The organism is Sphingobacterium thalpophilum (genome assembly GCF_038396785.1).
Lineage (GTDB): Bacteria > Bacteroidota > Bacteroidia > Sphingobacteriales > Sphingobacteriaceae > Sphingobacterium > Sphingobacterium thalpophilum_A.
Genome location: NZ_CP151087.1, coordinates 5,085,595 through 5,099,226 on the forward strand (window position 1 = coordinate 5,085,595; position 13,632 = coordinate 5,099,226).

Annotated in this window: 12 protein-coding genes; 9 read left to right on the forward strand and 3 right to left on the reverse strand. The window is 40.0% G+C overall.

What is annotated here, in order from left to right:
• Positions 1-401 precede the first annotated feature (401 nt).
• Entirely contained in the window at positions 402-3,569 is a 3,168-nt protein-coding gene (locus AACH28_RS22510) for a SusC/RagA family TonB-linked outer membrane protein (RefSeq protein WP_341831564.1), read from the forward strand.
• 23 nt (positions 3,570-3,592) lie between these two features.
• Positions 3,593-5,080, forward strand: coding sequence for a SusD/RagB family nutrient-binding outer membrane lipoprotein (locus tag AACH28_RS22515; protein WP_341831565.1), 1,488 nt, complete (start codon positions 3,593-3,595; stop codon positions 5,078-5,080).
• A gap of 91 nt (positions 5,081-5,171) precedes the next feature.
• Here the strand turns inward: AACH28_RS22515 and AACH28_RS22520 are convergent, their stop codons facing one another.
• Positions 5,172-6,182 carry a GTP-binding protein gene (locus AACH28_RS22520; protein ID WP_145330449.1) on the reverse strand — a complete coding sequence of 337 codons (1,011 nt, stop codon included), beginning with the start codon at positions 6,180-6,182 and terminating at the stop codon, positions 5,172-5,174.
• Between the two features lie 66 nt (positions 6,183-6,248).
• Positions 6,249-6,920, reverse strand: a complete 672-nt coding sequence (gene folE, locus AACH28_RS22525) for a GTP cyclohydrolase I FolE (RefSeq protein ID WP_286710370.1) — start codon at positions 6,918-6,920, stop codon at positions 6,249-6,251.
• 169 nt (positions 6,921-7,089) lie between these two features.
• Here folE and AACH28_RS22530 point away from each other — a divergent pair, with 169 nt between their 5' ends.
• On the forward strand, positions 7,090-7,581 hold the full coding sequence (locus AACH28_RS22530) for a hypothetical protein (RefSeq protein ID WP_088162517.1): 492 nt from the start codon (positions 7,090-7,092) through the stop codon (positions 7,579-7,581).
• A 13-nt stretch (positions 7,582-7,594) separates the two neighbouring features.
• On the opposite strand, the gene AACH28_RS22535 is transcribed toward AACH28_RS22530, so the two are convergent.
• On the reverse strand, positions 7,595-8,149 hold the full coding sequence (locus tag AACH28_RS22535) for a helix-turn-helix domain-containing protein (protein WP_088163717.1): 555 nt from the start codon (positions 8,147-8,149) through the stop codon (positions 7,595-7,597).
• Positions 8,150-8,270: 121 nt separating this feature from the next.
• On the opposite strand from AACH28_RS22535, the gene AACH28_RS22540 reads away from it, so the two are divergent.
• The 6 genes from AACH28_RS22540 to AACH28_RS22565 all read left to right on the forward strand — a co-directional run bounded on the left by AACH28_RS22540 (position 8,271) and on the right by AACH28_RS22565 (position 13,631).
• Positions 8,271-8,792 carry a CPBP family intramembrane glutamic endopeptidase gene (locus AACH28_RS22540; protein ID WP_341831566.1) on the forward strand — a complete coding sequence of 174 codons (522 nt, stop codon included), beginning with the start codon at positions 8,271-8,273 and terminating at the stop codon, positions 8,790-8,792.
• Between the two features lie 214 nt (positions 8,793-9,006).
• The gene (locus tag AACH28_RS22545; RefSeq protein WP_145330455.1) at positions 9,007-9,627 is read left to right on the forward strand and encodes a TetR/AcrR family transcriptional regulator; all 621 of its coding nucleotides are present in this window, start codon (positions 9,007-9,009) and stop codon (positions 9,625-9,627) included.
• 63 nt (positions 9,628-9,690) lie between these two features.
• Positions 9,691-10,989, forward strand: a complete 1,299-nt coding sequence (locus tag AACH28_RS22550; protein WP_208734366.1) for a TolC family protein — start codon at positions 9,691-9,693, stop codon at positions 10,987-10,989.
• Between the two features lie 16 nt (positions 10,990-11,005).
• A complete protein-coding gene (locus tag AACH28_RS22555; protein ID WP_341831567.1) occupies positions 11,006-11,941 on the forward strand; it encodes an HlyD family efflux transporter periplasmic adaptor subunit in 936 nt (311 codons plus the stop codon).
• A gap of 6 nt (positions 11,942-11,947) precedes the next feature.
• On the forward strand, positions 11,948-12,898 hold the full coding sequence (locus AACH28_RS22560; RefSeq protein WP_341831568.1) for an ABC transporter ATP-binding protein: 951 nt from the start codon (positions 11,948-11,950) through the stop codon (positions 12,896-12,898).
• Positions 12,888-13,631, forward strand: coding sequence for an ABC transporter ATP-binding protein (locus AACH28_RS22565; RefSeq protein ID WP_088163713.1), 744 nt, complete (start codon positions 12,888-12,890; stop codon positions 13,629-13,631). The genes AACH28_RS22560 and AACH28_RS22565 overlap by 11 nt, the downstream gene beginning before the upstream one ends.
• The last annotated feature ends 1 nt before the right edge of the window (position 13,632 follow it).

Genomic DNA, 13,632 nt, shown 5'->3' on the forward strand with positions numbered 1-13,632 from the left:
ACGGATAAAATAGGTTATGTTATTTGCTCCGTGTAATTCGATTTGTAGCAGCCATGTCAATAATTAGCTGTGATTTTTTTAAAGCTAAAAAAATCATTTACACAAATGACGGAAAATTCTAATTCAGCAACAAGTAAATTTGATCATTATCTGTCATTTTATTAAACTAATCGGGTAAATTAACATGTTATTCGTTTGTTAACGAATAACATGGATATACTTTTTAAAGTACATCCTTTGATGTGTTGGTGAACGCTCCGCTATCTGACTTAGCTAAGCTATTTTAGGACAAAAAGAAATACTAAACTTAATATGGAAATACTAAACTTAATATGAATTTAGTTTAGTATTAATAAACGATGTTTAATATTACTTACATTTTCATCTATAAGTAAGCGATTATGTTCAAACTATCCTATTCAATTTCACCTAAAGTTACTGGCCTAACATTGTCATTGGCCATGCTGGCTGCACAGGGGTTTAGCCAGACCCGATCGTTCCAGGGGAGACTGGTCGATTCATTGAGTCAAGGCGCTATTCATGGCGCAACAATTCGTAATTCTCATTTAGCTAAGCTTGTTTCATCGGATCATTCCGGTAAGTTTGTGATCGATGCACATATCGGTGATACGCTAAGAATTGGCTACATGGGGTATCTTCCCAAGGTTTTCATTGTTGGTAATCAACCTTCATCCGTTATTTCGCTTATACCGAACCAACAATCCCTCAATGAGGTGGTTGTAACTGCGCTTGGTATCAAAAAAGAAAAGCAGGCTATTGGCTATTCAGTGCAGGAAGTAAAAGGTAAAGACATGGTTAAAGCTCGGGAACCAAATGCTATTTCTGGTTTAGCTGGACGCGTGTCTGGCTTAACAATTACACCGAGTACAAACTTATTTGGAGACCCGGGTATCACGTTACGTGGTCGGAGCAATATTCTTATTGTGGTCGATGGCATGCCGATTAATACCGATTCATGGAATCTTAGTCCGGATGATATCGAATCCTATTCTGTCTTAAAAGGGGCAAATGCTGCGGCATTATATGGGAACAGAGGTCAAAATGGAGCGATTGTGATAACGACAAAACGAGCAAAATCACAGGATAAAGGTTTCCAGGTTGAATTTAACTCAAGTACACAATTGCAGACGGGGTATAATGCGATACCAAAAATTCAAACCGAATATGGCCCGGGTTCAAATTATCAATATGCTTTTAAAGATGGTCGTGGGGGTGGAATCAATGACAACGATTACAATATTTGGGGACCCCGATTTGAAGGACAGCTTATTCCGCAATATAACAGTCCGATAGATCCCAAAACAGGACAGCTTATTCCCTTACCTTGGGAGGCCAGAGGAAAAGATAATTTGAAGAAATTTCTTCAGAATGGTCTTTTGAGTACAAACAATATTGCTATATCGACCAAAAATGATCATGGTGATCTACGCTTATCTGCGTCTCAGATGTTTCAACGGGGAACTACGCCTAACACTAAATTGGGAAGCACCAATATAAATCTTACCGGAGGCATTAACGCTGGTAGTAAGCTCCGTTTCGATGCGAGCATAAATTACAATAAGCAGTATTCACCAAATTATCCAAATATTGCTTATGGACCAAATAGTCCTATATACATTCTTACATTGTGGGGAGCGGCAGATTATGATATTGATGATCTTCGCAACTATTGGCAGCCTGGGAAAGAAAATGTACAGCAGTACAATCGTGAATACACCATTTATGACAATCCTTGGATGACGGCTTATGAAAATTTGAGGACTTATGATAAGGATGATATCTACGGTTACGTGTCGGCTAATTACAAGCTTAATGATAAATTGTCATTAAATGCACGTACAAGTGCTAGTACCTGGAATAGGAATAGAACGATTAAAATTCCAATTTCTGCCAACTTATATAATTATAATATCGGTGGAAGCCGTGTTGGAGGTTATCAGGAAACCTATGATACTTTTTGGGAAAATAATACAGAGGTCTCCTTAAAATACCAAAATCGTATCGCCGAGGACATAGGCTTCTCAGGCTCAGTTTTTGGTAATTTAAGAACCGTCAGTGTCAAATCGCTGTTTGCACGTACAGATCGTGGATTGACTGTGCCCGGTGTTTATGACTTAAGCAATTCGATCATGCCCACGGTGTCTACTAACGATCGCGCCCTGCGCCAGGTCGGAAGTGTTTATGGATTCATGGATATAGACTATAAAAGCATGTTATTCTTAAATCTAACGGGGCGATTTGATAAATCTTCGACGATGCCGGTAAAGAATAACACCTACTTCTACCCATCGGCTTCACTAAGCGCTGTGATTTCACAGATGGTCACTTTGCCTAAGGTTATTTCCGCATTAAAAATCCGTGGAGCATACGCTAACGTTGCGAGTGATTTCGTCAATGAATCGGCCCAGTACGATATTTATAAACTTTTGCCGGCATACAGTAATTATGGTCGTTGGGCCAATTCAATGACCGGCGTAACATATACTGATGTATTACCTAACCCGGATCTCGTGGCAGAGCGTGTGAAGACGGCGGAAATAGGTTTGGAAACTCGTTTATTTAACAACCGTCTGGGTTTCGATTTTGCTTTTTTTAGAAACCTGGAAGGTCCCAGGATTATCGAATTGGCTACGTCGGTTACTTCGGGTGTAAGAGCCAGACAAACCAATGGGTTGACTTTATTGCGTAAAGGTATCGAGCTGAGTATCGATGGGACTTTGATTCAACAGAAAGATTTTAGCTGGAATGTAATGGTCAATGCATCAACAAATCATGCCTGGCTACATGACATCGATGGGCATCAAACGCGTTCTGGGAATGTTCGTGTTGGTGAGCGATGGGACGGATATTACGTGAATGATTTTCAGCGTGATGAAAAAGGAATGCCAATTGTGGGTACAAACGGTTTACCAGCTTACAATCCTTATGTGAGCAGAATAGGTTATAGCGATAATAAATTTACGGCCAGTATCAGCAATAGTTTCCGATACCGTGATTTCAGTTTTAGTTTTCTTGTCGATGGCCGCTTTGGTGGTTTAATAAAAAATGTGCAGGATGCCAAACAAGGGGGATCAGGAACACATCCCGAATCAGCAAATGAATATCGTCTAAAGGACTGGGAAAATAGGGATGTCAAAGATTATAAAGGAACTGTCATGACCAATGGTTTAAAAATAGTCAAGGGGCAGCTCAATACAGATCAGGATGGTAAGATAATCTCCGATACAAGAGAATTTGCCCCAAATGATATTTCTGTGTTGTGGCAAAATTGGGCCACTAATTACTATCGGTCGGGACCAATTACAGCCAAAAGCCGAACCTTTGTCAAATTGCGGGAGATCGTTTTCAGTTATAATGTACCTGCCAACTTGCTGAAAAATTCCAGATTCTTCCGCAGTGCAAGTGTTTCAGTGGTCGGTAGGAATTTGCTGTATTTCACTGGAAAAGGTACCCAAAATATGGATTTGGACCAATTCACCAGTGCTAGCTCAGACTACCAGACACCATCAGTAAAGAGCTTTGGTCTAAATCTTAACGCAACCTTCTAAAAACTTAGTCAAAATTTTTAAAAATGAAGTACTTTAAATCCACTCTCATTCTTCTCCTGTTCGGGTGCTCTTTCAGTTCCTGTAAAAAGATAACGGATCTACAAAAAGACCCTGCGGCAGTATATAATCCTGCTCCAAAACTTTTGTTTACAGGAATACTCATGCGTTCCTATGATGCGCCATGGAGTGAAGATCATCGACATAATCAGTACATGACACAAAATGAGGCCTATTATGCGGGGCAGCCTTATGGATGGACTACAGGATCTTTCGAAACGCCCTATGGTATATTGCGTGATGTGTACCGTATGGAAATCGAAGCTGCAAAAACTCCTGAATTGAGTGCTGCTTATATGACCATGGCCAAATTTTTCAAGGCTTATTTCTTTGCCCGAACGACGGAAATGTTTGGTGATATTCCATTGACAGAGGCTCTGCAAGGTGAATCAGCGGGCAATTTTGCGCCCAAATACAATACCCAGTTGGAGGTATACCAGCAGGTGCTTAGCTGGCTTGAGGAGGCGAATAATGAACTGGCAAATCTAAAAGAAAAAGGCAATACATTAGATGGCGATTTCTTTTACAATGGCAAGCCTGAGCAGTGGCAGAAACTGGTCAACTCATTTAAGCTACGTGTTTTAATTAGCCTCAGCAAACGTGCCGATGATAGTCCCGCATTGCGGGTGAAGGAACGCTTTGCTGAAGTTTTGGCGAATCCAACCAAATACCCACTGATTCTTGAAAATCGGGATAATTTTCAACTCCTTTACAATAATATTAACACCTATCCGCTGTGGCCAACAGACGGTGTGATTATAAAAAAGGATGTGCGCAACACATTGGGAGCAACCTACCTGAATATTTTAAAGACTTTACAGGACCCAAGATTGTTGATTCAGGCACTGCCGGCTTCGGCGATGCCTTCTGATCCTACGCGCCCCTTCGACGCATACAATGGCGGGAAAACAGGCGACCTACAGAGTACCTTGCTAAAACAAGCTGCGGATGGACAGCTATCTATGATCAATTTCGATTATTGGCTCGCTTCGCCGTCTGGGGTTCCGTCTATTCAACTTGGTGCCTCCGAAGTCCAATTTGCCCTGGCAGAAGGTATCAATCGCGGTTGGGCTAGCGGAGATGCTGCGGTAAGATTTCAGTCAGGGATAAGTCAGTCGATGCTGTTCTACGGAATTTCTCAAGACAAGATCAATTTGTTCTTACAGGCAAATCCTTACAAAGGGAACAATGCGGAAGGGTTAAAGCAGATCTTAACACAAAAGTATGTGGCATTTTTTGAAAACTCAGGAAAACAGGCATTTTTTGAGCAGCGCCGGACAGGAGTGCCAGTTTTTGATATAGGACCTTCGAATGCCAATAATAACCAGATACCGAAACGGTGGGCATACCCTAAGACCGAATACAGTACCAACGAAACTTACTTGAAAGAAGCTTTGCAACGTCAGTTTAATGGATCAGATACCCAAAATGACATTATTTGGCTTATTAAATAAAATACAAAGTAAGCGTAATTAGTTATGGAAAGACCTCTTGGATTTGTGTCCGAGAGGTCTTTTTACGTAGACAATTGTTTCTATAAATCGTTTATTGCTTCTCTTTGATGGTCAACATACGTATCAGGAGATCTTGTATGGAGAGACTATCAAGCTCTTTTCCAATAAATACCAGTGTATTCATTTTTCTTTCATCCTTTTTCCAATGGTTACCATAGTCCATATCGACACGTGAACCGACGGTCTGTATAATGATTTTTTTGTTTTCATCTTTTTTATAACCAATTCCCTTCATTCGGTAAATTTTGTTTGGATATTTGCCGACGAGTTTGCTCAAACCGAGAAATAGGTTTACGAAATTAAATTCTTCAGCAAAAGTATAGACGCGCGTTGCAATATCGCTCAGATGTTGTTTTGCCAGACTTGATTTGCCAAGTATCAGTGAACTGCTTAGATTAACGTTCTTCAGAAAAGAAAAGGCTTCTATTTTTTTTGTGTACTTTATTTCCTCAATTATTTCGAAAGGAAACCCCTCCGTTACTGTTGACTGGAGAGTTTTCGCTAATGGGTTTACATGTGCTAAGTAGTTGCTTAAATAGCTCAAATATGCTGAATGTACCGCTTCGGTTTTGTTGATGACAATGACGTCGGCAGCTGTGATTTGCCGTAACACTTCATCCCTTTCCTTGATCTGATCTTCAATAAGTGCAGCATCAACCAAGCAAATAATCTTTTTTAATGGGAAGTAGCTCTTAAACACTGGATGCCTTGTAAAAGGTTCTGTTATAGCATCGGGTATGGCAAGACCTGTACATTCAATAACGAGTTCATCAAAGCTGTCTTGTTTTTGATAGAGCGATTCGAGTGCGGTGTAAAGTTCATCGTTCAGCGTACAACAGATGCACCCCTCTTGGAGCGCTACCAATTGTCCATAGTTTTCATTGAGCAAGGAACTATCTATATTTAGTTGTCCTATCTCATTTTCAATGATAGCAAAACGTTTTTTCGGATAGGATTTCATTAAGGCATTTAGAAAAGTCGTTTTTCCTGCACCTAAAAAGCCAGTTAAAATGGTTACTGGGCGAGCATGGGCTGTATTCATTTGCGATGATTATACATTTAATCTGCTTCTGGTATCATCCCAACGAAAGTCGGGGAAAGGCAGATCTTATTTCAATAAATTGAAAAATTCGTTTCGTTTACTTTCTGATAAGAATATACCGCTGTATTCCAGCGTTGTTGTACAGCTGCTGGTGTCTTTGACACCCCGGGCGGAGACACAGAGATGATCGGCATCAATCATAACAATGATATCATCTGTTGCTAAGGTGGATCTGAGCTCATTGTAAATCTGTAAAGTAAGGCGTTCCTGCACCTGTGGTCGATGCGCATAGTAGTCTACAATACGGTTTATTTTTGACAGTCCTATTACGCGGTCTTTGGGGATATAGCCTATATGTGCCCGCCCTACGATTGGTAAAAAATGATGTTCACAGGCTGAATTTACCCGTATGTCTTTTTCCATCAATAGCTTATTGTAGCCATAGCGATTTTCGAAGGTGGACAGCTTGGGCTTGTTAACCGGGTTAAGGCCATAGAACAATTCGTTGATATACATTTTTGCTACACGATGGGGCGTTCCGCTCAGACTGTCATCTTGGAGGTCGAGGCCAAGTTCATACATGATGTCCTTAAAAAGTTGAGATATCTTGCTGATTTTTTCTTCGTCTGTTCGATCAAATGCATCGGGTCGCAGGGGAGTATCCATTGAAGTCATCATGTGTTGGTCTCCTAAATCTTCCGGATTGGATGCTGTATCTTTTTTTAATAATGTGTTCATAAATTAATTTTTATCAAATCGTACTGATTATACCTCTTGTCTATTGTCAAATGGAGTTGCCATTTCATAGCGCTATTCGCGTTATAAATATAGTTAAAAAACATCAAATGCAATATAGTTGCTTTTACTGTTTTTTAACTATATTTGATAGGTAAATCTTTAATGCGTTATGTTTAAGCAATTTATTCTAGTTTTTTTGTTTGTTGTTGCAGGAAGTAAAACTAATCCAGTTTTTTCTCAAGGGGTAACGGAATCACAACATTTGATAGAGCATAAGCCTTTGATGAATGAGGTTTGGAAAACCTTTGACACCATGCTCTATAAAGTTAACAAGGTTAATGGCAAGACGGTTTACACCCCCTATTTTCCGAGTAAGCTGTCGAAACTGGATGGAACAAGTGTAGAGTTGCAAGGCTATATGGTACCGTTAAAGGCCGGCCTTCGCCATAATAGGTTCCTTTTGTCGGTTTTGCCAGTGCAGCAGTGTATGTTTTGTGGACAAAATGGTATTCCACCCATGGTGGAGGTTACGCTGAGCGACAACAATAAAGTGTGGTTAAAAGAGAATCCTGTTATTGTAAAAGGCTATGTCAAATTAAATGAGAAAGATCGGAGCAGGGTTGAAATCTTTATCAGAGATGCAGCTCTTTTAAAACAGTAGGGATTATCAAAAGCTAACGATTCCGCCAGGTCCACCAAAGAATGATTCCATAGATAAGAACAGCGACCGCAAGCAGTAAAAATAGTTCGAAACTTGTCTCCGGAAAACTAGTCGATTGTGAAAGAAAGGCGGATATTAATAAAATGCCGAGTATGCCTGAGGTTATGCTCACAATGAGTTTTTGAGCTTTGTTTAACGCGGGTTTTGTTTGTTGTGCTACTTTCTTCTCGAGGATCTCATGTACAGGTTCGGTTTCCTTCAATAGTGCAATATCGAGATCAAGCTGCACTGCCATTAAATTGAGGGTATAAGCCCTTGGTAGAACTTCAGCTTTTTCGATGCGCTGTACAGATCGAAGATTCAGTTTGACAAGATCAGCAAGTTGCTGTTGGGAATATCCTTTACTGATACGGGCATTTTTGATCAAAAGCGCTATTTTCTCTTTGCTGGATTTATTGGTCATTTTATGACATTTTGCGGCGTATTCAAATGTCGTGAAATTAAATGATTTAAGGCTATAGCTTTGTGTAAAAAAAATCATGATCGCTATTGCTCTGGAATTGGTCATCTCCCAGTTTTTGCTGGGTTATTTTTGCAAGCGGAACCTCCAGGTTCTGGGGTTTTCCTCAAAGGTCGGATCTTTCCTCTTTTGTCTGTTTGGTCCCATAATATATGTTACTGCTCTCTATTTGAGTATTGCTTATTTAGTCGGAAACCCGTATCAACTAAATCCGAATTATACGGTATCTGATTTTTTTGGTAGTTTTTATTATGTATCAAAAGCAGTGGTATTTGAGGAATTGATCTTTAGGGGAGCCGTATTATATATTCTTATGAGACGCTGTGGTCAGGGGAAAGCTGCATTGATCACGGCGCTGGCTTTTGGCATTTATCACTGGTTTTCGTACGGTATCGTGGGGCAGATTTTTAATATGCTGGAAGTTCTTGTATCGACCGGTATAGTGGGGTATTTATTTGCACGAATTTGTATTAAAACAGGTAAAATAGTGCATCCGATCGTTTTACATTTTGGTTATAATTTTGCAACGATGATTCTATTTTCGAAAGAAAAAAATATCGGACTGCAGCTCCTGATAAAAACGTATGCGGTAGACCCAGTCAAACCCGAGGGGATTTTGCCTTTGTTCGTCCTCGTTAGTTATTATATCGGTTTTCCGCTGTTGTGCTATATTTTTCTTAAACAACTATAAGCTGCAAATAATTTGTCCTGACTGCCTGCTAGTACCTATCATTTGCTCGCTTTATTACTTGCATATTGCGGAACGGGTTTCTTTTTTTGTGATTTATTTACATTGATTATCATCTAAATGCGTTTATTGTTTTGTTTTAATCATTTGATTAAAACAGTTGTTTGTTTTTAATTCTTTTTTCTATATTTGCATAATACAAGGAAGTTTAATCGGGATGAAAGAGAAGAAAATAGATCTGTCGACGGAAACGAAAATTAAGGAAGCGGCGAGGGTTGTATTCTATAAAAAAGGTTTCTCAGCAACCAGGACAAGGGATATTGCCGAAGAAGCAGGGATCAATCTTGCTTTGCTCAATTATTATTTTCGGAGCAAAGAGAAGCTTTTTGAAATTATTATGTTTGAAACCTTTTCGGCTTTCGTACAGAGTATGGCTGTTATCCTTAATGATGAAACAACCAATCTTGAAAGTAAAGTTGAATTGATAGCCAATAGATATATCGATTTTATCATCAGAGAACCGGAGGTGCCTACTTTTTTGATTTCGGAAATCAGAAACAATCCTCAGGAACTCCTCGAAAAGTTGCCAATCAAACAATTGCTAAACAATTCTGTTTTTTTTAAACAGCATCATGAAGCCGTAACACAGGGCTTTATTATGGAGCCACATCCTTTACATTTTTTAATGAATTTATTGGGGTTGGTTGTGTTTCCTTTTATCACAAAGCCTTTGATTATGGGGGTACAAGATCTCGATATCGAACAGTTTAATGCACTTATGATTGAGCGTAAGAAGCTTATACCGATATGGATAGGAGCGATGATGACAGCAAAATAATTTTTTTGTCCCAAACTTAATCAAATGATTAAATCTAAAGATTAAAAAATAATGCCACAATATATGAACAACGCAGTTATGAAGTATTGTTATTTAACGCATGTTATTCTTTTATTGATCCTGTTGCATTTTGCAAATAGGGCAACTGCACAAGGAGAAGCGCTTACTTTGGAGCGTTGTTATACGCTTGCCAAAGCAAATTATCCAGCAATTAAAAAAATGGATCTGATAACCAAAACGGGTGAGTATACCATCCAAAATGCCAATAAAAGGTTTCTCCCCCAAATCAGCTTCTCAGGTCAGGCAACCTATCAATCCCAAACAGTAAGTTTTGCGGATGCTGTAGGTTCATTGCCGGGTATTTCCCTACCTTCTATCAGTAAAGATCAGTATAAAATACAGGGTGAAATTAGTCAGCTCATTTACGATGCTGGCAATACAAAAATGCAGAAGGATTTAATCGCTGCAAATACGGCATTGGAGGAGCAGACCTTAGTATCCAGTCTCTATGGGATTAATCAACGTATCAATAGTCTTTATTTTGCTATTTTATTAATCGATGCCCAATTGAAGCAGAACGAGTTAAACAAGGCTAACTTACAGACTCAGGTACAAAAAGCTGAGGCTGCTTTTGACAATGGGGTAGCATTTCGTAGTAATGTGGAAGAGCTGAAAGCTGAAGTATTGAATATAGAAATGCAGACCACAGAATATACATCTAATCGTACAGCATATTTAAATATGCTTTCGCTCTTTATAGGAAAGAAGTTGCCCGAATCCATGCTATTGAAATTGCCTACCGCTCAGTATACGCTTTCCGCGATTAACAGACCTGAATTAAAAGCTTTTGATTTACAAAAAAACATCGTTGACCAACAGGAGAAACAATTGAAGTCCGATTATCTTCCACAGGTAAGTGGTTTTTTTCAAGGGGCATACGGAAGGCCAACCCTCAATATCATTGAAAATAAATTTGGTCCCTGGTACGTTACAGGGCTGCGTTTTTCTTGGTCGCTAAGTAGCTTTTATTCGCTGTCCAACAAACGAAATATCCTTCAGCTCAATCGTCAGTCTATTGATGCCGATAAGGAAACATTTTTGCTGAATGCCAAAGTTGACCTGAGCCAACAGGATGAGCAGGTCAATAAATATACCATCTTGATTCGACAGGATGATGCTGCGATTGCCTTGCGGACATCGGTAACTCAATCTGCTGAGGCGCAGTTGAGCAATGGAGTGATCACGACCCACGAGTATATTCAAAAATTAAATGCAGAACACTTGGCCAAGCAGCTCAAAATATTGCATGAGATCCAATTGTTACAAGCGATCTATAATTTAAAATTTATAGCCGGGAATTAACTGTAAACATCAAAAAATGAAAAGATTAATTGTATTTATTACTGCGCTCTCTTTGCTTAGTGGTTGTAAGCAACATAATGAATATGACGCTTCCGGGAACTTTGAGGCTGATGAAGTGATTGTCTCTGCGCAGCAAAACGGAATATTGATGCAATATGCTGTTGAAGAAGGAAAGCAATTGAAACCTGGAGATACTGTCGGAAAAATAGATGTCCGTACTGCTGAATTGCAAAAAGAACAAGTGCAGGCAAGTATCGAAGCTTTAGCTCAAAAGATGGTGAATCCTAAGGATCAGGTTGAACTGGTGCGGCGCCAACTGGTCGTTCAGGAAGCGCAATTAAAACAACAGCTGTACGAAAGGACCCGGATGGAAAATCTGGTAAAATCAGATGCCGCAACACGTAAACAGCTCGATGACATCAATGCGGCAATCGATCAATTGCGGAAACAAATAGCCGTGACCAAGCAACAACTCACCCTCAATACATACAATACAAATACCCAAAATCGGAGTATCCTAAGCGAGAAAAATCCGTTAGAGAAATCTGCTGCACAGATTCAGGAACAGATCAATAAGGGACAGGTGATTAATCCTATTGGTGGGACAGTTTTGGTAAACTATGCACTACAGGGTGAATTGCAGGTCGTAGGTAAGCCTTTATATAAAATTGCCAACACGGCGAAGCTTTATTTGAGGGCTTATATTACCGGAATTCAGTTGCCACAGATAAAAGTCGGACAGGCGGTGACTGTGCGCATTGATGATGGCAAGGAGAATTATAAGGAATATCCCGCAACAATTACATGGATTTCAGATAAATCTGAGTTTTCACCAAAGACAATTCAGACTAAGGATGAGCGCGCTAATCTTGTTTATGCGATCAAAGTAAGTGTGAAAAATGATGGTTATTTAAAAATAGGGATGTATGGTGAGGTCCTTTGGTCAAAGTAAGTTATTATGATCGCTGTCAGTGTAAAAAATATGGTCAAAACCTACGGTAATGTTAGAGCCGTAGATGACGTTTCTTTTGAGGTAAAGAAAGGTGAGTTGTTTGGGCTTATAGGGCCTGATGGCGCCGGTAAAACATCAATTTTCCGAATACTAACCACTTTACTGCTTGCGGATAGTGGTACTGCTGCTGTAGAGGGATTCGATGTTGTCAAAGAATATCAACAGATACGCAATCGGGTAGGGTATATGCCAGGACGTTTTTCATTATACCAGGACCTGACGGTAAAGGAGAATCTTACTTTCTTTGCGACAGTTTTTGGTACAACCATTCAGGAAAATTATCCACTTATCAAAGATATTTATGATCAGATACAACCCTTCAACGATCGTAGAGCAGGGAAATTGTCTGGCGGAATGAAGCAAAAGCTGGCCTTATGCTGTGCGCTGATCCATAAGCCCGACGTGCTTTTTCTGGATGAACCGACAACAGGTGTCGATGTTGTATCCAGAAAGGAATTTTGGGAAATGTTGACCAAACTCAAGGAACAGCAGATCACGATCGTGGTATCCACACCCTATATGGATGAAGCTCGACTGTGTGATCGTATTGCATTAATGCAGGGCGGAAGGATTATGTCAATCGATGAACCGTCAGGTATTATAAAAAGTTTTCCAAAGCCACTATATGCGGTTAAAGCGGATAATATATATAAACTGCTCCAGGATCTCCGTTCGGATCAGGCGGTAGAAAGCTGTTATGCATTTGGCGAATATTTGCACCTTACCCCAAAATCAGAAGTGGATGGTAGGGAAGGCATTATTGCCCTGGCAAATAAGTATAACCCACAACATCTCGTGGTTGAAAAAATAACTGCAACGATCGAAGATAGTTTTATCCGCCTGATGCAGGATCAAAATGGTATGGACGAATTCAAACAAGTCACAGATGGAGAATAAGGCAATAGTCTGTAAGGATCTGACCAAGCAATTTGGAGATTTTAAGGCCGTAGATAAAATTACGTTCGATGTTGACCAAGGCGAAATTTTTGGTTTTCTTGGTGCCAATGGTGCGGGGAAGACCACGGCCATGCGTATTCTTTGTGGTTTGTCCTACCCGACATCGGGTGAAGCAACTGTCGCTGGCTTCAATGTGTATAAAGAACAGGAGCAGATCAAAAAGAATATCGGTTATATGAGTCAGAAGTTCTCGTTGTACGATAACCTCACTATTTTGGAAAATATTGAGTTTTATGGAGGTGTGTATGGTGTTTCAAGGGCAGACATAAAGTCGCGAAGCAGTGATTTGGTCCACACCTTAGGTTTAGAGAAAGAAGCAAAAAAACTCGTGGGGGAATTACCTTTGGGCTGGAAACAGAAGTTGGCATTTTCTGTAGCGATTTTCCATCGACCTAAAATTGTTTTTTTGGACGAGCCAACAGGAGGCGTTGATCCGATTACCCGACGGCAGTTTTGGGATATGATTTATGAGGCTGCTGCCAATAACATAACGGTGTTTGTGACAACACACTATATGGATGAAGCCGAATACTGCAACCGTATCAGTATTATGGTAGATGGGAAAGTCGAAGCAATGGACAGTCCCACAAATCTGAAACAGCGGTTCGAAACCCATTCCATGGACGACGTATTTTATCAACTGGCACGTGGAGCTAAAAGATCGGGAGATTGAT

Excerpts from the sequence above, each read along its gene's own strand:
- AACH28_RS22510 (WP_341831564.1), top strand. The coding sequence starts at position 402 with ATGTTCAAACTATCCTATTCAATTTCACCTAAAGTTACTGGCCTAACA.
- AACH28_RS22515 (WP_341831565.1), top strand. The coding sequence starts at position 3,593 with ATGAAGTACTTTAAATCCACTCTCATTCTTCTCCTGTTCGGGTGCTCT.
- AACH28_RS22520 (WP_145330449.1), bottom strand. The coding sequence starts at position 6,182 with ATGAATACAGCCCATGCTCGCCCAGTAACCATTTTAACTGGCTTTTTA.
- folE (WP_286710370.1), bottom strand. The coding sequence starts at position 6,920 with ATGAACACATTATTAAAAAAAGATACAGCATCCAATCCGGAAGATTTA.
- AACH28_RS22530 (WP_088162517.1), top strand. The coding sequence starts at position 7,090 with ATGTTTAAGCAATTTATTCTAGTTTTTTTGTTTGTTGTTGCAGGAAGT.
- AACH28_RS22535 (WP_088163717.1), bottom strand. The coding sequence starts at position 8,149 with ATGACCAATTCCAGAGCAATAGCGATCATGATTTTTTTTACACAAAGC.
- AACH28_RS22545 (WP_145330455.1), top strand. The coding sequence starts at position 9,007 with ATGAAAGAGAAGAAAATAGATCTGTCGACGGAAACGAAAATTAAGGAA.
- AACH28_RS22550 (WP_208734366.1), top strand. The coding sequence starts at position 9,691 with ATGAACAACGCAGTTATGAAGTATTGTTATTTAACGCATGTTATTCTT.
- AACH28_RS22555 (WP_341831567.1), top strand. The coding sequence starts at position 11,006 with ATGAAAAGATTAATTGTATTTATTACTGCGCTCTCTTTGCTTAGTGGT.
- AACH28_RS22560 (WP_341831568.1), top strand. The coding sequence starts at position 11,948 with ATGATCGCTGTCAGTGTAAAAAATATGGTCAAAACCTACGGTAATGTT.
- AACH28_RS22565 (WP_088163713.1), top strand. The coding sequence starts at position 12,888 with ATGGAGAATAAGGCAATAGTCTGTAAGGATCTGACCAAGCAATTTGGA.